At 71.3% G+C, this 19,603-nt stretch carries 19 protein-coding genes and 1 pseudogene; 12 read left to right on the top strand and 8 right to left on the bottom strand.

The genetic code is table 11. From position 1 onward, the window contains the following. Positions 1-236: 236 nt before the first annotated feature. The 3 genes from AB5J50_RS03890 to AB5J50_RS03880 form a co-directional block, all read right to left on the bottom strand. On the bottom strand, positions 237-704 hold the full coding sequence (locus tag AB5J50_RS03890) for a peroxiredoxin (protein WP_369254892.1): 468 nt from the start codon (positions 702-704) through the stop codon (positions 237-239). Next, positions 701-1,081: a hypothetical protein gene (locus AB5J50_RS03885; RefSeq protein ID WP_369254890.1), complete on the bottom strand. Its 381-nt coding sequence runs from the start codon at positions 1,079-1,081 to the stop codon at positions 701-703. The genes AB5J50_RS03890 and AB5J50_RS03885 overlap by 4 nt, the downstream gene beginning before the upstream one ends. Before the next feature lie 120 nt (positions 1,082-1,201). Continuing rightward, the gene (locus tag AB5J50_RS03880) at positions 1,202-2,242 is read right to left on the bottom strand and encodes a LacI family DNA-binding transcriptional regulator (RefSeq protein ID WP_369254888.1); all 1,041 of its coding nucleotides are present in this window, start codon (positions 2,240-2,242) and stop codon (positions 1,202-1,204) included. Between the two features lie 196 nt (positions 2,243-2,438). Here AB5J50_RS03880 and AB5J50_RS03875 point away from each other — a divergent pair, with 196 nt between their 5' ends. From AB5J50_RS03875 to AB5J50_RS03850, 6 genes and pseudogenes are all read left to right on the top strand, one after another. Continuing rightward, complete coding sequence (locus tag AB5J50_RS03875) at positions 2,439-3,221, top strand: TIM barrel protein (RefSeq protein WP_369254886.1); 783 nt, start codon at positions 2,439-2,441, stop codon at positions 3,219-3,221. A gap of 73 nt (positions 3,222-3,294) precedes the next feature. Continuing rightward, positions 3,295-4,320, top strand: coding sequence for a Gfo/Idh/MocA family oxidoreductase (locus AB5J50_RS03870; protein ID WP_369254884.1), 1,026 nt, complete (start codon positions 3,295-3,297; stop codon positions 4,318-4,320). Positions 4,321-4,476: 156 nt separating this feature from the next. Beyond that, positions 4,477-4,932, top strand: a complete 456-nt coding sequence (locus AB5J50_RS03865) for a MarR family winged helix-turn-helix transcriptional regulator (RefSeq protein WP_369254882.1) — start codon at positions 4,477-4,479, stop codon at positions 4,930-4,932. A gap of 167 nt (positions 4,933-5,099) precedes the next feature. Continuing rightward, the gene (locus AB5J50_RS03860) at positions 5,100-6,026 is read left to right on the top strand and encodes an ATP-binding cassette domain-containing protein (protein ID WP_369265298.1); all 927 of its coding nucleotides are present in this window, start codon (positions 5,100-5,102) and stop codon (positions 6,024-6,026) included. Beyond that, positions 5,986-6,846 carry an ABC transporter permease gene (locus AB5J50_RS03855; protein ID WP_369254880.1) on the top strand — a complete coding sequence of 287 codons (861 nt, stop codon included), beginning with the start codon at positions 5,986-5,988 and terminating at the stop codon, positions 6,844-6,846. Before AB5J50_RS03860 ends, AB5J50_RS03855 begins: the two co-directional genes overlap by 41 nt. Before the next feature lie 126 nt (positions 6,847-6,972). Further along, positions 6,973-7,254: pseudogene (locus AB5J50_RS03850) on the top strand (MFS transporter); the annotation flags it as partial. Positions 7,255-7,469: 215 nt separating this feature from the next. On the opposite strand, the gene AB5J50_RS03845 reads toward AB5J50_RS03850, so the two are convergent. Further along, entirely contained in the window at positions 7,470-10,202 is a 2,733-nt protein-coding gene (locus AB5J50_RS03845; RefSeq protein ID WP_369254878.1) for a SpoIIE family protein phosphatase, read from the bottom strand. 187 nt (positions 10,203-10,389) lie between these two features. Here AB5J50_RS03845 and AB5J50_RS03840 point away from each other — a divergent pair, with 187 nt between their 5' ends. Then, complete coding sequence (locus AB5J50_RS03840) at positions 10,390-10,626, top strand: DUF6296 family protein (RefSeq protein WP_369254876.1); 237 nt, start codon at positions 10,390-10,392, stop codon at positions 10,624-10,626. Here AB5J50_RS03840 and AB5J50_RS03835 read toward each other — a convergent pair. Both AB5J50_RS03835 and AB5J50_RS03830 read right to left on the bottom strand, forming a co-directional pair. Continuing rightward, the gene (locus AB5J50_RS03835) at positions 10,598-11,143 is read right to left on the bottom strand and encodes a GNAT family N-acetyltransferase (RefSeq protein WP_369254874.1); all 546 of its coding nucleotides are present in this window, start codon (positions 11,141-11,143) and stop codon (positions 10,598-10,600) included. The genes AB5J50_RS03840 and AB5J50_RS03835 overlap by 29 nt on opposite strands. Before the next feature lie 9 nt (positions 11,144-11,152). Beyond that, positions 11,153-11,461 carry a hypothetical protein gene (locus AB5J50_RS03830; RefSeq protein WP_369265764.1) on the bottom strand — a complete coding sequence of 103 codons (309 nt, stop codon included), beginning with the start codon at positions 11,459-11,461 and terminating at the stop codon, positions 11,153-11,155. A 159-nt stretch (positions 11,462-11,620) separates the two neighbouring features. Between AB5J50_RS03830 and AB5J50_RS03825 the strand changes: the two genes are divergently transcribed. Beyond that, positions 11,621-12,259, top strand: a complete 639-nt coding sequence (locus AB5J50_RS03825; protein WP_369254872.1) for a TetR/AcrR family transcriptional regulator — start codon at positions 11,621-11,623, stop codon at positions 12,257-12,259. A 13-nt stretch (positions 12,260-12,272) separates the two neighbouring features. Then, positions 12,273-12,917, top strand: a complete 645-nt coding sequence (locus tag AB5J50_RS03820) for a TetR/AcrR family transcriptional regulator (protein ID WP_369254870.1) — start codon at positions 12,273-12,275, stop codon at positions 12,915-12,917. A gap of 25 nt (positions 12,918-12,942) precedes the next feature. On the opposite strand, the gene AB5J50_RS03815 is transcribed toward AB5J50_RS03820, so the two are convergent. Further along, complete coding sequence (locus tag AB5J50_RS03815; protein WP_369254868.1) at positions 12,943-13,746, bottom strand: DUF2993 domain-containing protein; 804 nt, start codon at positions 13,744-13,746, stop codon at positions 12,943-12,945. A gap of 87 nt (positions 13,747-13,833) precedes the next feature. Continuing rightward, positions 13,834-14,469, bottom strand: a complete 636-nt coding sequence (locus AB5J50_RS03810; protein WP_369254866.1) for a TetR/AcrR family transcriptional regulator — start codon at positions 14,467-14,469, stop codon at positions 13,834-13,836. A 173-nt stretch (positions 14,470-14,642) separates the two neighbouring features. Between AB5J50_RS03810 and AB5J50_RS03805 the strand changes: the two genes are divergently transcribed. The 3 genes from AB5J50_RS03805 to AB5J50_RS03795 all read left to right on the top strand — a co-directional run bounded on the left by AB5J50_RS03805 (position 14,643) and on the right by AB5J50_RS03795 (position 19,564). Then, positions 14,643-16,265: an MFS transporter gene (locus AB5J50_RS03805; RefSeq protein ID WP_369254864.1), complete on the top strand. Its 1,623-nt coding sequence runs from the start codon at positions 14,643-14,645 to the stop codon at positions 16,263-16,265. A gap of 175 nt (positions 16,266-16,440) precedes the next feature. Next, the gene (locus AB5J50_RS03800) at positions 16,441-18,633 is read left to right on the top strand and encodes a SpoIIE family protein phosphatase (RefSeq protein ID WP_369254862.1); all 2,193 of its coding nucleotides are present in this window, start codon (positions 16,441-16,443) and stop codon (positions 18,631-18,633) included. Positions 18,634-18,916: 283 nt separating this feature from the next. After that, positions 18,917-19,564, top strand: a complete 648-nt coding sequence (locus AB5J50_RS03795; protein WP_369254860.1) for a TetR/AcrR family transcriptional regulator — start codon at positions 18,917-18,919, stop codon at positions 19,562-19,564. Positions 19,565-19,603: the final 39 nt, after the last annotated feature.

Raw genomic sequence — 19,603 nt, 5'->3', positions numbered from 1 at the left:
GATCATCTCGATCCCACGCGGGACGAGCACGATCCCCGTGCGGTGACCGGTAGCCGTTCGCACGGGATGCGCGGCGCCCACACCGGGTACGCGCCGCGTTGCGGACATGCCCGGTCGTGCGCCCTGCCCGGGGCCCTGGGAGCCGCCGAAAATGAGGCGCAGTGAACGGGTCCCGCCCACCATCCGCAATGGGGCGGGGCCTGTTCACGTGGGCATGCCCCCGCGCCGCCGGGGATTCAGCTCTTGTGCTCGCGCAGGACGGCGAGAGCGCGGTCGGCGTGCGCGCTCATCCGGATTTCGCTGCGGACCACTTCCAAGACCGTGCGGTCCTGTGCGATGACGAAGGTGACCCGCTTGGTGGGGGCCAGGGAGAAGCCGCGCTTCACCCCGAACCGCTCGCGGACGGTCCCGTCGGTGTCGGACAGCAGTGGGAATCCAAGGGTGTGGCGCCCGGCGAACTCCTGCTGCCGGTCGACGGAATCGCCGCTGATGCCCACCGGCCGCGCGCCGGCGGCGGCGAACTCGGCGGCCAGATCACGGAAGTGGCAGGCCTCGGCGGTGCAGCCGGCGGTGAGGGCGGCGGGATAGAAGAACAGCACCACCGGCCCGTCGCCGAGCAGTTCGGACAGGCTCCGGCTCGCCCCGGTCTCGTCCGGCAGCGCGAAGTCCTCGACCGTGTCGCCCACGTTCACCCGAGACGTCATGACCGTCCCTCCCCGCTCCGGGCGACACCGCGCGCCCACAGCACGAGCGGCACCTGCAGCGGGAGCCGGGCGAGAGCCGCGGCCCTGAGGGGTGCGGGCCGGTTGCGCCAGTCCACGGCCATCTTGACGTTGGCGGGGAACACGCCGGCGAAGAAGGCGGCGGTGGCAAGCCCCGCGACACGCCGTGTACGGGGCAGCGCCACCCCGGCAGCCAGCGCCAGCTCGGCGGCACCGCTCGCGTAGGTCCAGGTCCGCGGCGTACCCGGCAGAGCCCGCGGGATGGTGGCGTCGTACTGGCGTGGCGCGACGAAGTGGGTGATGCCCGCGGTGGCCAATAGGCCGGCGAGCAACAAGGGCGAGCGTTCCGACCGTGGCACGGTTCCTCCTCTGGGGGCCTGTCGCGCGACATTACCGGACGGTAAGTGTCAATGGGGCGGGCGGGTGTGTCGATTACTGGTCATGGATGACCGAGTGCCCGTACGGGGAGCGCCGACGGCTCAGGCCGACGGGGGAGCGGCGGTGGTGCCGCGCGTGACGAGGTGCGGCTCGACGACGATCTCCTGCCCCGGCCCCTCGGATGCCGCTTCGCCTTCCAGCCGTGCCACGGCCCGGCCGACCGCCAGCTGCGCGAGGCGCGAGATGTCCTGACCGACGGTCGTGAGGTCGACATGGCTGAGCCGGGCCAGGCGGCTGTCGTCGAAGCCGACGACGGAGATCCGGCCGGGTACGGGTACGCCGGCGCGCAGAAGGGTGTCCAGGACGCCGGTGGCGCAGCGGTCGTTGAACGCGAGGACAGCGGTGGGTGCGCGGTCGGCGTCGAGGAGGACGCGGGCAGCCGCGGCGCCGTCCTCCTCAGTCAGTCCGCCGGGCAGGACCTGGACGCGGTCGCCGAGACCGTGGCGGTTCATGGCCGTACGGTAGCCGCGGCGCCGGTCGGCGGCGCCGGGCGCCCGGCCGCCGTCGATATGGGCGATGTCGCGGTGGCCGAGGGCCACGAGGTGGTCGACGGCCTGGCGGGCGCCCTCGTCGTCGGCGGTCCGTACGACATCCACGCCCGCGGCGGGGGGACGCAGCCGCCGGGCCACGGACACGACCGGCAGCTGCGCCGCGAGTTCCGCCAGCCGTGCGGCGGGGGCCTGCGGACCGAGCAGGATCAGGGCCTCGCAGCGGTCGCCGAGCAGTGCCTCCACGGCCTGCCGCTCGCTGCGGCTGGGGGCGACGGCGCTGAGGGCGATCTGGTAGCCGAGGGGCTCGGCAGCGGCGTACAGGAACTCCACCAGGTCGGTGTGGAACGGCTGTTGGAGTCCGAACTGCACCCCGAGCAGGCGTGAGCGGCTGCTGCGCAGGAGGCGCGCCCGGGAGTCGGGCCGGTAGCCGATCTCCTTCGCCGCCCGGAGCACCCGCTCGCGGGTGGCGGCTCCGGCTCCCTTGGCCCCGCGCATCACCACGGAGACCAGGGCGACGGAGACACCCGCCCGCGCCGCGACATCGGCGAGAGTCGGCCGTTTTCCGCTCGGGACCGCGGGAGTGGGTGGCACGGAGGCCCTTCCTGGTCGAAGTGTTCTTCCCGCCGAGGATCGTAGACCAGACGCGAACACACTGGTCGGCATTACTGCAACGTTCTAGCTCGAAGGCCTTCGCGGAGCCTTGACAAGGCGCTCGGCGGCTGGCGTACTGCTGCTCCGGGACTAGAACGTTCTAGAAGCCCGGCCACCGGAAAGCGGGTGATGGGCGATGTACACGTTGGCGGTCTGCGCCGAGATGGTCTTCCGGGATCTGCCGGTCGAGGACCGGGCACGGCGTATCCACGACGCCGGCTTCCAGGTCGAGATCTGGGACTGGACCCGGCACGACCTGACCGCACTGGAGCGGAGCGGGGCGGTCTTCTCCTCGATGACCGGATACCTGCGCGGCAGTCTGACCGACGAGGACGGAGCGGCCGAACTGCTGCGCACCGCCGAGGAGTCGGTCAAGGCGGCCGCGCGGCTGCGCTGCCCCCGGCTGAACCTGCATGGCACCGGCCTGGACTCCGAGGGGCTCCCGGTCACCGCCGTCACCGGCGACGCCACCGGCCCGATGTGGATCGCCGCCCACCGCACGCTCACCCGCATCGCCGCACTGGGGGAGAGCGCCGGGGTGGTCTTCACCCTGGAGAACCTCAACACCGCCGTCGACCACCCCGGAGTGCCGTTCGCGAAGGCCGCCGACACCCTGGCCCTGGTCGAGGCCGTGGACCGCCCCGGACTGCGGATGAACCTCGACCTCTACCACGCGCAGATCGGCGAGGGGAACCTGATCGAGCTGCTCCGCCGCGCCCACGGCCGGGGCCTGATCGGCGAGATCCAGGTGGCCGACGTCCCCGGCCGCCGCGAACCCGGAACCGGGGAGATCAACTACCCCGCCGTCGCACGCGCCCTCGCGGACCTCGGCTACGACGGCACGGTCGCCATGGAGGCATGGGCCTCGGGCGACAGCGACCTCGCCCTGGAGCGCTTCCGCTCCGCGTTCACCATCTGACGGCGACCGCCCCGCACTCGCTCACCGACGAAGACCTCCCACGCACCCCCTCACCCAGGTATGGAGAACTCGCATGGCCACGCAACAACCGCTCGCCGTCGGTCTCATAGGCGCCGGACGGATGGGCTCCTTCCACGCCGAGACCCTCGCTCACCGCCTGCCCGGCGTCCGCCTCGCCGCTGTCGCCGACCCCGCCCCGGGCGCCGCGGAGCGCCTCGCCGCCCCGCTCGGCTGTGCCACGGTGTACACCGACATCGGCGACCTGCTGGCCGACCCGCAGGTCGACGCGGTGGTGATCGCCACCCCGGCCCGCACCCACGCCGACCTGGTGGAGGCATCGGCACGGGCGGGCAAGGCGGTCTACTGCGAGAAGCCCATGGCGATCGGTCTCGCCGAGGCCGACCGCGCGATCGCCGCCGCCCATGAGGCCGGCGTGGCTCTCCAGGTGGGCTTCAACCGGCGTTACGACCCGGCCTTCCGCGCCGCCCACGACAAGGTCGCCGCCGGTGCCGTCGGCACCCCCCAACTGCTCCGTTCCCTCACCCGTGACCCGAGGCTGGCGGACCCGGCCCGTATCCCGCCGTGGACGATCTTCCTGGAGACCTTGATCCACGACTTCGACACCCTGCGCTTCCTCAACCACGGCGCCGAGCCCGTCGAGGTCTTCGCCATGGCCGACGCGCTGGTCCGCCCCGACTTCAAGGACCGCGGGCTGCTCGACACCGCCGTCGTCACGATCCGCTTCGACAACGGCGCGCTCGCCACCGCCGAGGCCAACTTCCAGGCCGTGTACGGCTATGACGTCCGCGGCGAGGTGTTCGGCTCGGCGGGCATGCTCACCATGGGCGACATCCGCCGCACCCCTCTGACCTCCTACGGTCCGGACGGCATCACCGCCGAATCCGTCCGGTACGACCAGGACCTCTTCCACGACGCCTACGTGGCCGAACTCGCCGACTTCACCGAATGCGTCCGCGCCGGCCGGGCCCCCGCCGTCACCGGCGAGGACGCCCGCGCCGCCCTGGCCGTCGCCCTCGCCGCCATCCAGTCGGTGACCACCGGCGGACCCGCCCGCATCGACGAACTCAAGGACCACTGACAGCGGGCTCTCGGTTCGCACCAGGGCCGGGTACGACGCTGCCGCCCCGTCGGCCGCTCGTGCCCGGCCCCTGCGCCGGGCCGCCCGGCTTTCTGCTTGCCCCCTCTTGACCTTCCCTTTCCCGAAATACCTCTGACACAGAGCTATTCTCGAAGAGTGGAGTCAGAGAGTTTTCCCGACGCCCTGGCCGACACCCTGGCCGGAGTGCAGCGGCTGATCCGGCGGCAGCTGCGCCGCGGTATGACCGCCCCGCGGCTGCGTGGCGCCGAGGTCGAGCTGCTGCGCCTGGTCGTGGCCCGCCCGGGCATCGGCGTGTCGGAAGCCGCCAAGGAGCTCTACCTGGCGGGCAATTCGGTCTCGACGCTGGTCAACCAACTGGTGCGGGACGGCTATCTGATCCGCGAGACGGACCCGGCCGACCGGCGGGCCGCGCGACTGCTGCCCACACCGGCGGCCGACGCACGGCTGCGCGACTGGCGCGCGCGGCGCGCGGCACTCGTACGGCGCCAGGTGGCCCGTCTCGACGAGGCGGACCGCGCGGCCCTGGAGGCGGCCCTTCCGGCCCTGCGCAAGCTGGCGGCGAACCTGCACGAGGAGGCCGAGGAGACATGACGCGGAACACGACCGGAGGGGGAGACCCCGCCCGGCGGGGGAGCCCGGCCGCCGAGGGGAAGGACGCCGCTGAGGGACAGGCCCCGGCGGTCGACAGTGGCGCGGATGCCGCTGAGGGACAGGCCCCGGCGGTCGACAGCGGCACGGACGTCGCTGAGGGACAGGCCCTGGCGACCGATGGCGGCACGGATGCCGCTGGCGGACCGGCCGCGCGGGCAAGCCATGGGCCGGACGCGGCCGGCGCCCGGGCGGCGGCGGCCGATGCCGGGACGGACGCCGTCACCTGTGCCGGGCTCGCGTACGCCTTCGGTGAGACCACCGCGGTCGACGGGCTCGAACTCTCCGTCCGCGACGGCGAGGTGTTCGGACTGCTCGGGCCCAACGGCGCGGGCAAGACCACGGCGATCCGCTGCATCACCACGCTGCTGCCCGTACCCGCCGGCATGGTCCGGGTCTTCGGGCACGACGCCACACGCGAACGCATGGCGGTACGCCGCCTGTTGGGTTACGTACCGCAGCAGCTCTCCGCCGACTCCGGACTCACCGGCCGGGAGAACGTGGCCCTGTTCGCCCGCGTCTTCGACGTCTCCCGCCGGGAGCGCGCGGCGCGCGTCGGCCAGGCGCTCGCGGCGGTCGACCTGACCGACGCCGCAGACCGGCTTGCCAAGACGTACTCCGGAGGCATGGTCCGCCGCCTCGAACTCGCCCAGGCACTGGTGAGCGCGCCCCGGCTGCTGATCCTCGACGAGCCGACCATCGGGCTCGACCCGATCGCCCGGACGAGCGTGTGGGAACACATCAACGCCGTGCGCGCGGCCACCGGTATGACCGTCCTGGTGACGACCCACTACATGGACGAGGCCGACCAGTACTGCGACCGGGTCGCGCTCATGCACCGGGGCCGCGTCCGCGCCCTCGGTACCCCCGACGAGCTGAGGACCGGCCTCGGTGAGCGGCGCGGCACCGCGAAGAACGGTGAACTGCCCACGCTGGAAGACGTCTTCCGCGACATCGCCGGCAGCGGCCTCGACGACCAGTCAGGAGACTTCAGCGATGTCCGAAGCACCCGCCGTACCGCGTCCCGTGTCGGCTGACCGCGTCCACCCGGCCGGCCTCGACCTGCTCGTCGTGCCGCCCCTCGCCCGCAGCGGCTGGAAGGTGCTGCCCGCCCGGGTCGGCGCGATGTGCGCGGTCGAGCTGCAGAAGCTGCGCCACGACCGCACCGAGTTGTACACCCGGGCCGTCCAGCCGGCGCTCTGGCTGCTGATCTTCGGCGAGACCTTCACCCGGATCAAGGCGATACCCACCGGCGGCATCCCCTACCTCGACTACCTCGCGCCCGGCATCATCGCCCAGTCCGCGATGTTCATCGCCATCTTCTACGGCATCCAGATCATCTGGGAGCGGGACGCCGGGATCCTCACCAAGCTCCTCGTCACACCGACTCCGCGCTCGGCGCTCATCACCGGCAAGGCCTTCGCCTCCGGGGTGAAGGCGGTGATCCAGGCGGTCGTGGTCGTCGTCATCGCCGCGCTGCTCGGGGTGGCGATGACCTGGAATCCGCTGCGGTTGCTCGGCGTCGCGGTGGCCGTCGTCCTCGGCTCGGCCTTCTTCTCCTGCCTCTCGATGACGATCGCCGGCATCGTGCTCACCCGCGACCGTCTGATGGGCATCGGCCAGGCCATCACCATGCCGCTGTTCTTCGGCTCCAACGCCCTCTATCCGGTGGCCGTCATGCCGGGCTGGCTCCAGACCGTCAGCAAGTTCAACCCCCTCAGCTACCAGGTGGACGCGCTGCGCGGCCTGCTGCTCGGCACACCCGCCCATCTGGCCCTCGACTACGGGGTTCTTGTCCTGGCCGCGGCCCTCGGCATCCTGTCCGCCTCGTCCTTGCTCGGCCGCCTCGCCCGCTGAGCCCCGCCCGTCCCATCGCCTTCCCACCGGGACCCTTTGATCGATTGGAAGGGCAGGGCGCTCAGGCTTAACGTCGATGTAGTGAACGTCTGCGTTCACTGCTGACCCCGGACGCGGGGCCCTCCGATGACGGCCGCTCACCCGACACCTTCCGCACCTGCCGAGTCCCCGGAGCGGGGCCGAGGCAGTCGTATCGCGCTCCTCGTCATCGCTTCCTGCCAGCTGATGGTGGTCCTCGACATCACCATCGTGAACATCGCGCTGCCGCACATCCAGACCTCGCTCGGCTTCTCGACCGAGAACCTGTCCTGGGTGATCAACGCCTACACGCTGACCTTCGGCGGGCTGCTCCTGCTCGGCGGACGTTCCGGCGACATCCTCGGCCGGCGCCGGGTCTTCATGTTCGGCCCATCCAGGTGCGCCCCTCCGACCTGGAACGCCTCCAGGGCGGCGCCCAGTCCCTCGTACCGGCGAGGGATGCCCCGGTCGAGGTCGGCGAGACGGCTCACGCGGCGCCGGGGCCGGTGGCGGAGGTGGACGCCGGCGAGGGGCCGCCGTCCGCGCCCGGCTGAGCGCGTACGCCCCGCACCAGGCTCAGGAGACGGCGGCTGCCCGGCTCGGGCTCAGGGCAGCGGCTGCTCGGCCCAGATCACCTTGCCGGCGGGGTTGTAGCGGGTGCCCCAGCGCTCGGCGAGCTGGGCGACCAGGAACAGGCCGCGTCCGCCCTCGTCCGTGGTGGCCGCGTAGCGCAGGTGGGGTGAGGTGCTGCTGCCGTCGAAGACCTCGCAGATCAGGGTGCGGTCGCGCAGCACACGGACGCGGATGGGGCCGCTGCCGTAACGGATCGCGTTGGTGACCAGCTCGCTGAGGATCAGCTCCGTGGTGAACGCCATCTCGTCCAGCCCCCAATCCGCCAGCTGCCGGGTGACCGAGGCGCGCACCTCGCCGACTGCCGCCGGGTCGGACGGCACCTGCCACTCGGCGATCCGCCCGGGACCGAGCGCGTGGGTGCGGGCGACGATCAGGGCGATGTCGTCGCTCGGCCGGGCCGGCAGCAGGGCGTCGAGTACGGCACGGCAGGTGTCCTCCGGCGACCGGTCGGCCCCGGCCAGGGCGGTGCGCAGCAGGTCAAGGCCGGTGTCGATGTCCCGTTCCCGGTCCTCGACGAGCCCGTCCGTGTAGAGCACCAGGCGGCTGCCCTCCGCCAGCTCGAGCTCGGCCGTCTCGAACGGGAGGCCGCCCACGCCGAGCGGGGGACCGGCCGGCACCTCGGGGAAGTCGACGCTGCCGTCGGGGCCGACCAGCGCCGGCGGCGGGTGTCCGGCCCGCGCGACCGTGCAGCGCCGGGAGGCCGGGTCGTAGATGGCGTACAGACAGGTGGCGCCGGTGACGGCGGCTCCGCTGTCCTCCGCGACCTCGTCCTGGTCGATACGGCCGACCAGCTCGTCCAGGAGCCCGAGGAGCTCGTCGGGAGGCAGGTCGAGGGCGGAGAAGTTGTGGACCGCCGTACGCAGCCGGCCCATCGTCGCCGCCGCGTGCAGCCCGTGGCCGACGACGTCGCCCACGACGACCGCGACACGGGCGCCGGGCAGCGGCAGGACGTCGAACCAGTCGCCGCCGACTCCCGCCTGGGCGGGAAGGTAGCGGTAGGCGATGTCCAGGGCGCTCTGCTCGGGCAGGTTGCGGGGCAGCAGACTGCGCTGCAGTGTCACGGCCATGGTGTGCTCGCGGGTGTAGCGGCGCGCGTTGTCGATGGAGACCGCCGCACGGGCCACCAGCTCCTCGGCGAGGGCCAGATCCTCCATGTCGAAGGGCTCGGGCTTCTCGGAGCGCCAGAAGTTGGCCACGCCCATCACCAGGGGGCCCACCCGCAGGGGGACCGTGATCAGGGAGTGGATTCCGTAGTTCACGACCTGGGCGGTGCGCTGGAGGTCCTGTGCCAGCCATCCCGGGGACCCGCCGAGGTCGGGTTCGATGACGGCCCGGCCGGTGCGGAGGCTGTGGGCCTGTGGTGTGGAGGAGGCGAATCCGATGTGCTCGCCGACCGGATACAGCGGAGCGTCCTTGCGGATTCCGCCGGACGCCGTGCGGCGCAGATCGGTGCCCGCGTCCGGCTCCTGCCCGTTCAGCACGGCGTCGGCGAGGTCCACGGTGACGAAGTCCGCGAACCGCGGGACAGCCACCTCCGCGAGTTCCTCGGCGGTGCGGGTCACGTCCAGGCTCGTACCGATGCCCACCCCTGCGTCGTACAACAGTTTGAGTCGCTCGCGTGCCACGTCGGCCCGGCCGGAGAGCGCGCGCAGTTCGGTCGAGTCGCGGAGCGTCGCGACGCTGCCGGCCGGGCCGCCCTGAAGGTCCGTGGGCCGTTGGTTGATGGCCAGCAGCCGGTCGCCGACCAGATGCACCTCGTCGGTGGCGACCCGTCCCGAGGCCAGCAGGCCGGCGGTGTCCGAGTCGAGGTCGAGGTCGAGGACCTGCTGCCCTTCGGCGTCGTCGGGCAGGTCGAGCAGCCGGCTCGCCTCGTCGTTGGCGAGCAGCAGCTGCCCCTCTCCGCCGACGATGATTACTCCCTCCCGTACGGCGTGCAGCACGGCGTCATGGTGCTCGTACATGCGGGTCATCTCGTACGGGCCCAGGCCACGGGTCTGGCGCAGCAGCCGTCTGCTCACGAGCGCTGTCCCCGCCGTGGCCAGGGCGAGGGCGACGCCCGCGGCGGCCAGCACGATCGGCAGCTGCCGGTCCGCGACGCCGCCGACGTTCGCGGTGGTGATCCCGGCCGACACCATGCCCACGACCTTGCCGTCGGGCGCCTTGATGGGAACCGTGGCCTGCACCAGTGGCCCGATGGTGCCCGTGATCTGCTCGGTGATGGAGTGGCCGGCCAGTACGGGGGCGGTGGTTCCGACGAACTTCTTTCCGATCCGGTCGGGCTTGGGGTGGGTGTAGCGGATCGCGTCGGTGTTCATCACGACGATGAAGTCCACCTTCGACGCCTTGCGGGCTGCCTCCGCCCGTGGCTGAAGGATGGCCGTGGGGTCGGGGGCGCTGAGCGCCGCGCGGGTGCCCGGTGCGTTGGCGAAGGTCTCGGCGACGGCGAGCGAACGGTTGCGGGCCTCCTGTGTGCTGTCGTGCCGGACCTGCAGCACCAGGGCCACGACCGCGGACACGACCAGGAGCACCACGATCACCACTTGCAGGACGAAAACCTGTCCGGCGACGCTGCGCCCGCTCAGCGCCGACCGTGGCCCGGCGGACGGGCTGCGTCGGTGCCTGCCTCCGTGTGGCTCACGCTGACCGAGCGCTGTCTTGAGGCGGCGGGTCGACTGAGCCCGGGATCGACCCAATAGTCCGACCATGTGCTATGTCTACACTGCCCGGCGCCGGGTGGCGAGGGGCGTCACACATGGTGAGCCACGGTGGCCTCGGGCCCGTGGCCGGTCCGCGGCGTTCACCGTCGGCGCGTGCTGCTGCCGAGGGGATCTGGCCGCATCATGGAGGGGTATCTATTTGCCCGCATTTGTCTCCCGCACATGGGAGGTCGTCATGAAGACCCAGGACCAGTACCGGCTGACCTTCACCCATCCCGGATCGGGCACCAGCGTCGTGACGGACGAGGTGATCGTCGAACGGACCGACGCCCTCGGACCGGGCGGCAACCCGGTGTACTGCGATCCCACCGGCATCCTCCGCGCCGAGATCAGCCCGGCGGGGGAGGTGCGCATGCTGGCCAGTGGCGCCTACCAGTCGCCGATCAACCCCTCCGTCGAACCGATCCCCTGACGGCCGACGCACCTTCCGACGCCGCCTCGCCGATGTCCCGCAGCTCCCGGACGAAGCGGATGCCTGGGCGACCGCTCAGACGGATGTCACCGACGGGCCGGAATCCCGTACGGGCCAGGACGGCTCGCGAACCGGCGTTGTCGACGGTCGTGACGGCCCGCAGCGTCCTCAGGCCGTACTCCGAGACAGCCAGGGCGAACACCTCGCGCACGGCGGCCGTGGCGACTCCCCGCCCCGCGGCCCGCTCGGCGATCCGGTATCCGAGCTCGGCCGAACCGTCCGCCACATCGACCAAGTTGACCCGCCCCAGCACCGCCCCGCTGTCGTCCACCACGACATGGAAGCGGCACAGCCCGGCTGCTTGCTCGGCCAGCAGCTCATCAAGCCGGGCGTCGAAGTGGGCGAAGTACGCGTCGCCGCGGTCGGGAATCGACGCCGCGAAGTAGTCCCGATTCTCCCGCTCGAACTCAAGGAGAACCGGGGCGTGGTCGAGACGCAGGCGCTGGAGTCTAGGCATCCGGCCATGCTAGGCACCCTCGCGCCGGGGAAGGTGCGGTACCGGCGCGTTCTTTGCTGACGTACGGACCAAGTTGCCTTGCTGGGTGCGGTGTTCGTGCACGAGCCGGACGGCGATGGCGCCCTCGCCGCTGTCGGATCTCCTTGTGTTGCGTCGGCAGCCCCATCCAGCCGTCGAGCCGTACAGCCGTCGGGGCCCGACGGTGAGTTCGGAGCGCCCGGGGTGTTCGCCGTGCAGGGCGCCCTGTTCGCTGTGGAGGTCCTGGTGGGCCGTTCTGACGTCTGTGACGCCGGCTGCGTTGACGCGAGTTTCGGACATGGTGTCCTCCAAGCAACATTGCTGTAATGAGGAAATCATCAGCTTTGACTCATCGATCGTCAATGGCTGCTCTCTGGAAAGACGACGAACTCGTCAGAGGTGTACTGATCGATTCATCAGAACTGTGGTGTTGGAGGCCTCGTTGCTAGACTCGCGCGTATGCCGACGTCAGCCCCGCCCCGCAACCGCTTCGAACGGCGCCGCGCCGAGACCCGCCAGGCTCTCGTCCGAGCGGCCCGGCAGATACTCGCCGAGACGGGGGACACCGGCGCGAGCATCCAGGCGATCGCGGAGCGCGCGGATGTGGGGTTCGGTTCCTTCTACAACCACTTCGAGTCGAAGACGGAACTGTTCGACGCGGCGGTGGCGGACGCCCTAGAAGAGCTCGGCCAGACCTTCGACGAGCACCTTGAGGGCATCGACGACCCGGCGGAACTCGTCGCGGCGGGCTTCCGCCTCGGCGCCCGCCTGGCCGACTCCCAACCCGAACTGATGCAGGTCCTGCGCCACCGCGGTCTCGGCCACATTCACTCCGGCTCGGGCCTGGCCCCGCGCGCCCTGCGCGATCTGGAGGTCGGCATCGCCTCCGGCCGGTTCACGATCGCCGACCCGACCGTCGCGCTGACCGCCCTGGGCGGCTCTTTGCTGGCGCTGGTGGAGCTGCGATTCACCCGCCCGGATCTCGACGGCGACGAGGCGGCCTCGAACCTGGCAGAGATGTTGCTGCGTATGCTGGGCGTCCCGCCGGAGGAGGCCCGCGACGTCGCCCGGCGCCCGCTGCCGACCTTGACTGACTGAGGGGCAGAGCGCCGTGTCCAAGCCCGTGATCCGCGAACCGATGCGCAGCAACTCGCGCTCCAACCGGGCCCGCATCCTCGCCACGGCCCGTCAGGAACTCGGCCGGAACCCCGACGTGACCCTGGAGGAGATCGCTCGGGCCGCCGGTGTGGTCCGCCGGACGCTCTTCGGGCATTTCCCGGGACGCGCGGCCCTGTTGGACGCTCTCGCCGAGGAGGCGTCCGAGGCCCTGCGCGGCAGCGCGGCCCGAACACCCGACGCCGAGGAGGCACCCCGGCGCGCCCTGGCGCGGTTCGTCCTGTCGATCTGGCCCGTCGGCGACCGTTACCGGCTGCTCCTCGCGCTCGCCCGCCAGGACCTGGGTACGGAACGGGTCTCCGAGATCCTCACCCCCGCCCGCAACGAGGCCACCGCCATCCTTGAGCGAGGTCAGCGTGCGGGTGTGTTCCACGACCGCCTGCCGGCAACTGTGCTCAGTGTCGCCCTCGAAGCCCTGACCCTCTCCCTGCTGGAGAGCGTCAACACGGGGGCGTGGGAGGACGACGGCACGCGAGCCGCCGTCGCCACGCTGGTCGCGGCGGGCGTGGCGGAAAAGGAAGCGACCGCGATCGTCGAGGGTGTGGCGTCGGAGATGCGAGCCGTGACCTCCGACGGCTGATCGCGTACGAGACAGGCCGGAGAGATCACGCGGATGTCGCACTCGGCCGGAAGGTAACCGACTTGCCGGTGAAGCGGGCGCTGATCCCGCTCGCCGTGGTGGTGACGGACCGCAGGTGCAGCCCCTCCGGGATGTTCTGCAGGGCGATGGGGTCTTTCAGGCCCTTGTTGAGCAGAGCCTTCGCGGGAGGAATCAGCTCGCCCTGAGTGATGCGGACGTCCGTGAAGGCGATGCGGTTGCCCGAGGCCGCCGAGACGGCCGCACTCACCGTCACGTCGCCCACGAGCGGCAGGCTGACCGTCGCGTCGACCCGGCCCGGCTCGGTGCCCTGCGAGACGTCCAGGCCGAGCGCGTCGGACACGTCCTCGTACGACAGGAAGGCGGTCGCCGCGACGCTGCTCGCATGGGCTTCGTCGGCGCTCCCCGAGGTCTTGAGTCCGTCGAGGCCGACCGTCAGCTTCGTCACCGGTAGCGGTCGGGTCGTTCCGCGGGCGGGTATGTCGTGGGCCGTGATGTCGACGTGCCGCAGGCTGCCACTCGCCAGCTGCGTCAGTACGGGAAAGCCGCTGACGTGCACCGAAGGCCGCTCCGAGGTCCCCATACCCTCCTGGAACGCCGTGGCCGTACGGCTCTCCGCGTGGGCTGCGGCAACACGGTCGACGACGACGGCGCCGACCAGCAACGCTGCGACGGCCGCGACCGCGACGATCCAGCGCCGCCTCCTCGCGGTCGGTGAACTCACGAACGAGGCGGCGTCAGCGTCATACGGCTCACCCACGGGGTAATACGGCTCGCCCACGGGCTCCTTGTCGTACTGGGACTGGTACATGGCTTTCCTCTCGGGAAGTTCGGGAAGTTCGGGCAGTGATCTCCGGTCGCGGGCATGACCCACCGGAGTTGGACTTCGACGGGGGGTCTACGCGCCGACACGCTGGGGACGGACGAGCCGAGGGGCCCGGGCGACGGCGAGATCGCGGTCCGCGCCGACCGCGATCAGGGCGGCCGTCGCGGTACGCGTGCCGTCGTCGCCGTAGGTCCCGGCGTTCACGCACTCCAGGAGCGCCAGCATCAGCCCTTCGAGTGCCCGGCTGAGCGGCCCGGGCGGGATGCTGGTGTGGAACACGCCCTGCCGCTGCCCCTGCTCGATGATCGCCGTTGCCATGTCACGGGCGGGGGCGAGGATTTCGTTCACGCGTTCCGCCCGCAGGTCCTGAGGCGTGAGTCTCAGCAGCGTGCGATAGCGGTCGCCCACGGGCCACAGGGCCAGGACGAAGCGCGCCATGGCGGTGACGGCGTCGGGGCCGGGTGCCGTCACGGTCGCCAGTGCGCGCCGCAGCGACTCCGCCGCGTCCGCGACGATCCCCTCCACCAGTGCGGACCGCCCGGCGAAATGGTCATAAACGGTACGACGCACCACGCCGGCCGCCTCGGCGATGTCGCTGAGGCTGCTGTCGGGATCGCGGCCGAGTTGCTCCCTCGCCGCTTCGAGGATGCGGGCCCGGGTGAGCTGTGACTGGCGGCGTGCGCTGCCCGTCACGCGGGGGCTGGTCATGTCGTGGCTCCGGTCGACGGTGGGCGGTCGGCTCGATATTTGCACATCAATGGGCAACAAACTAGTCTGCACATCGTTGGGCAAATAACTACTCGCAATGCCGTGGCCAAGCCCGCACTGCTCTTGCCGATCCGCGAATCCCCCTACCTGCCGCTTCGCCCTGAGGAGCTTTGATGCCGCTCTTTGTCACCACACCCGCCGAGAAGATGACCGGGCCCTATCCACGGCGCTGGTGGGCCCTGCTGGTGCTGTGCCTGAGTTTGCTGATCGTGGTCATGGCGAACACCTCGCTGATCGTGGCCGCCCCCGACATGACCACCGACCTGGGCCTGTCCAGCAGCGACCTGCAGTGGGTCATCGACGGCTACACCGTCCCGTACGCCGCGCTGATGCTTGTCCTGGGCTCGATCGGCGACAAGTACAGCCGCCGCGGCGCGCTGGTCCTGGGCCTGCTGATCTTCGCGGGCGGCTCGGTGATGGGCGGACTGGTCGACCAGACCGACCTCGTCATCACCGCCCGCGCGATCATGGGCGTCGGCGCCGCCGTGGTCATGCCGGCCACCCTGTCCCTGCTCGTCGCGATCTTCCCGAGGGCGGAACGCGCCAAGGCCATCACGGCCTGGAGCGCCACCTCCGGCCTCGCCATCGCCGCCGGCCCCCTGGCAGCCGGCTGGCTGCTGGAGAACCACGCCTGGGGCTCGACCTTCCTGATGAACGTCCCCCTCGCGATCCTCGGCGTCGTCGGCGCACTGCTCCTGGTGCCGCCGTCGAAGGCGGAGAAGATGGGCGGGATCGACTACATCGGCGGTCTGCTCTCGATCGTCACCGTCGGCAGCCTGGTCTACGCGACCATCGAGGGCCCGCACTTCGGCTGGGGCACCGGTCCGATCGCCGCCGCCGTGGTCGCCGCCGTCGGTCTGCCGGCCTTTGTCGCCTGGGAGCTGCGCCACCCCCACCCCATGCTGGACGTGCGCAAGTTCAGGGAGCGCCCCTTCAGCGGCTCCATGCTCTCGGTGCTGTTCTTCTTCTTCGGCACCTTCGGCTCGATCTACTACGCCACCCAGTTCCTCCAGTTCGTCCTCGGCTACAACGCGCTGGACACCGGCATACGACTGCTGCCGCTGGCCGGAGCCGTCTTCGTCGGCGCCGTGGTGACCGGGCGAGTGGCGCCCAAGCTGGGCGTGAAGCCGGTGGTGGGAACCGGCATGGTGATCGGCACGGCGGGCGTCTTCCTGCTGACGCAGATCGAGTCGGGCTCGACGTACACCGACTTCCTGACGCCTTTGCTGATGCTCGGCTTCGCGATAGGTCTGAGCCTGTCCCCGGCCACCGACACCATCATGGGCTCCTTCCCCGAGTCGGAGCTGGGCGTCGGCGGCGGTGCCAACGACACCGCGCTGGAACTCGGCGCCTCCCTGGGCATCGCCATCCTCGGCTCGCTTCTCGCCACGTCCTACAAGGACAAGCTGACCGACCTGGTCGGCGGTCACCTCCCGGCCGCCGCGATGGACACGGCCAAGGACTCGGTGGGCGGTGGCCTCGCGGTCGCCGAACAGGTTGCGAAGACCCCGGGCGGCGGACCCCAGCAGGCCCAGGCCCTGGTCGAGGCGGTCCATGAGTCCTTCGCCCACGCCATCGCCCACACCAGCCTCATCGGCGGCATCATCATGGCCGCCGGAACCATGATCGTCCTGGCGGTCCTGCCCGGCCGCAAGGCCGCAGGCAAGCACCGCCAGGAGGAGCCGGTGGCGGCCGACGCCGACCAGGGCGAGGAGTACGCCGACTCCGTCGGGTGATGCGGCCCGGCCCCCGGGGAATCCTGCCCGGCCTCGTCTCGTCGAGGCCGGACAGCGGGCGTCCGTCGACGTCGCGGGCGTCGACCGGCGGACGGGGGGCACTGCCGCCGGGACGCCCGGGCGTCGCCCGTCTCCAGGCGATGCGTACTCGCCTGTTCGGCGTAACGTCGTCCTTGTGGACGTCACCGCGGACAGCCTTGTGCGCCGTGCCGCGCATGAGCTCGGCGTCAGCGCGGACGGGCTGATCGCCGACGTGGAGCGCTGCCTGCGGGGTGAAGTCCCGGTGCTGTGGGAAGACCCGGGTATCGCCCGCATGACGTTGGAGAACATCGCCGAGCACATCGTCGGCGCGTTGGCCGGCATCGAGCACGGTGTCGAGTCCGGCCGGATCGAACCGCCCGTAGCCGACGTCGAACGCGTCCGTCGGCTGGCCCGGCACGGGATACCCGTCAGCGCGATGCTGCGGGCTCGCCGGCTCGCACAGGGCGTCGCTCTCGACAGGCTGCTCGAAGAGTTGCCCCGGCTGACCAGCGACCCCGAGCTGATCAACGCGGCGGCACGCAAACTGATCGCGACGACGACCGGATACGTGGACCGGACCTCCGAGCAGGGCGTCGTGACGTTCCAGGAAGAGCGGGACCGTCGGCTGCGGTGGCGGTTGTCGGTGGTGAACGAGGCCGGCATGCGCATCGGCACCACCCTGGACATCACCCGTACGACCCAGGAACTGGCGGACCTCGCCACCGAGCACTTCGCCGACCTCGCCACCGTCGACCTGCTCGACTCCGCTCTTCACGGACAGGACATCCCGGCGGAGAAACCGTTGGTACTTCGCCGGGTCGCCCAGCGGTCGGTGACCGAGGGCTGCCCGGAGGCGATGATCACGCAGCAGCAGCTTCACACCTACCCGGACGGATCGCCGCCGGACCGCGCCCTGACCACCGGACAGCCCTCACGTCACCACTTCGACGGGCCTCCCGACCGATCGGCGGCGAACGGGGGACCCAGCCACGGCGTCGACGCCCACCAGGCCCACTCGACGCTGGTCGTCCCCCTGCGCGCCCGCGGCACCACCCTGGGCGTCGCGCAGTTCTCCCGCCACCGCAATCCCGGCCTCTACGACGGCGAGGACCTGCTGCTCGCCCAGGAGATCGCCGCCAGGGCAGCCGTCGCCGTCGACAACGCCCGCCGCTACACGCACGCCCGCGCCACCGCCCTCAGCCTCCAGCGCAGCCTGCTCCCGTCGCGTACACCACAGCAGTCCGCCGTGGAGGTCGCCTGCCGCTATCGGCCTGCCGGCGCCCAGGTCGGCGTGGGCGGCGACTGGTACGACGTCATCCCGCTGTCCGGATCCCGAGTCGCCCTCGTGGTGGGCGACGTGGTCGGCCACGGCATCCACGCGGCCGCCACCATGGGTCGCCTGCGGACCGCGGTACGCACCCTGGCCGACATCGACCTGCCGCCCGACGAACTCCTCACGCACCTGGACGACGTCGTCCTCCGCGTGTCCGCAGAAGCCTCCACCGTCCCGGACGCAGAAGCCTCCACTGTCCCGGACGCCGAAGCCGGCGGGGACATCGGCGCCACCTGCCTGTACGCGGTCTACAACCCCGTCAGCAGTCGCTGCACCCTCGCCCGCGCGGGCCACGTGCCGCCTGTCGTGGTGACCCCGGACGGCACCGTCGACATCCTCGACCTTCCGCCGGGCCCGCCGCTCGGCCTGGGTGGCCTGCCGTTCGAAGCGGCCGAGGTCGACTTGCCCGAAGGCAGCCTCCTCGCCCTCTACACCGATGGCCTGCTCGCGGCCCGCGACCACGACATCGAGGCCGGCCTCACCCTGCTGCGCCAGGTCCTCGCCCGGCCCGCTCCCTCCCTGGAGGCCACCTGCGACACCGTGCTCGAAACCCTGCTGCCGGCTCGCCCGGACGACGACGTCGCCCTGCTCCTGGCCCGCACTCATGCTCTCGGGAGCCTCCAGGTCGCCAGCTGGGACCTGGAGGCCGACCCTGCCGCAGTCGCCGGGGCCCGGTCGAGAGCCTCCCAGCAGCTGAGCACCTGGGGGCTGGAAGACCTCGAATTCACCACCGAACTGGTGGTCAGTGAACTGGTCACCAACGCCATCCGCTACGGCACGCCCCCCATCCGGCTGCGCCTCATCCACGACCGCGCGCTCCTCTGCGAGGTCTCCGACGCCAGCGGTACCACTCCGCACCAGCGCCGCGCCCGTGTCTACGACGAGGGCGGGCGCGGTCTGCACCTGGTAGCCCAACTCGCCGAGCGCTGGGGCACGCGTCACGCCCGGCACGGCAAGACGGTCTGGGCGGCGCTGAACGAGTCCGCCGGATTCCCGGCGCTCGAACGGGTGTAGTCCTGCTGGGCCTGAACACGGCCCGGCGCCAAGCGGTTCCTGCGCCGCGCCTCTACGAGCACCCGGACGTCGTGGAGGCGGCCGTCGTCCTGACCCCGGACGCCCAGGTGACCGTCGAGGACCTGCGGGTGTACGTCAAGGAATGTGTGGCCCCCTGCAAGTACCCCCGCACGGTGTGGTTCCTGCCCTGGTGCCGGGCCCGAATGGTGCGGAGGATCTCCGTGTCAGAATGGGTGGTTGTTCATCCCGCCCCGTCGTTCTCCGCAATGCACCGAGGTTTTCCATGACCAAGCCCGTGGGCCGCGTTCCACAGCGACGCAATGCGCGGTCCAACCGGGCGCGGATCCTGGCCACGGCCCGCCAGGAGCTCGGACGGAACCCGGACGTCACCCTGGAGGAGATCGCGCGGGCCTCCGGTGTGGTGCGGCGCACCCTTTTCGGGCATTTCCCGGGACGCCAGGCGCTGTTGGAAGCCCTTGCCGACGAAGCCTCCGAGGCCCTTCGGGACGCGCTCGCAGCCGGTGCGAAGCCGGATGAGTCGGCGGAGCGGGCGCTCGCGCACTTCGTGTTCTCGATGTGGACGGTGGGGGACCGCTACCGGTTTCTCCTGGCCATGGCCAGGCGGGACCTGGGCGTGGACCGCGTGACCGAAATCCTGGCTCCTGCTCGTGACGAGGCCGCGGCCATCCTGGAGCGGGGGCAGCGGGACGGTGTTTTCCACACCCATCTGCCCCCCGGCGTGCTGAGTGCCGGGCTGGAAGCGATGACGGTCGCGCTGCTGGAGGAGGTCAACTCCGGTGCGCTGGAGGACGACGGGACCCATACGGCCGTCGCCACGCTTGTCGCGGCCGGAGTGTTGGAAAGGCGGGCGTGTGTCGTGGTCGACGACGTCGCGTCGACGATCGTCGTGGAGTCCGCTGCGGACGACTGAGTCCGCGAGAGGTCATGCTCCACGGTTTTCCTCTGCCCC

The organism is Streptomyces sp. R35, from assembly GCF_041053035.1.
In the GTDB taxonomy this organism is placed as follows: domain Bacteria; phylum Actinomycetota; class Actinomycetes; order Streptomycetales; family Streptomycetaceae; genus Streptomyces; species Streptomyces lutosisoli.
The sequence above is the reverse complement of the archived record's forward strand: the minus strand, read 5'-3'. Positions and strand labels throughout refer to the sequence as shown.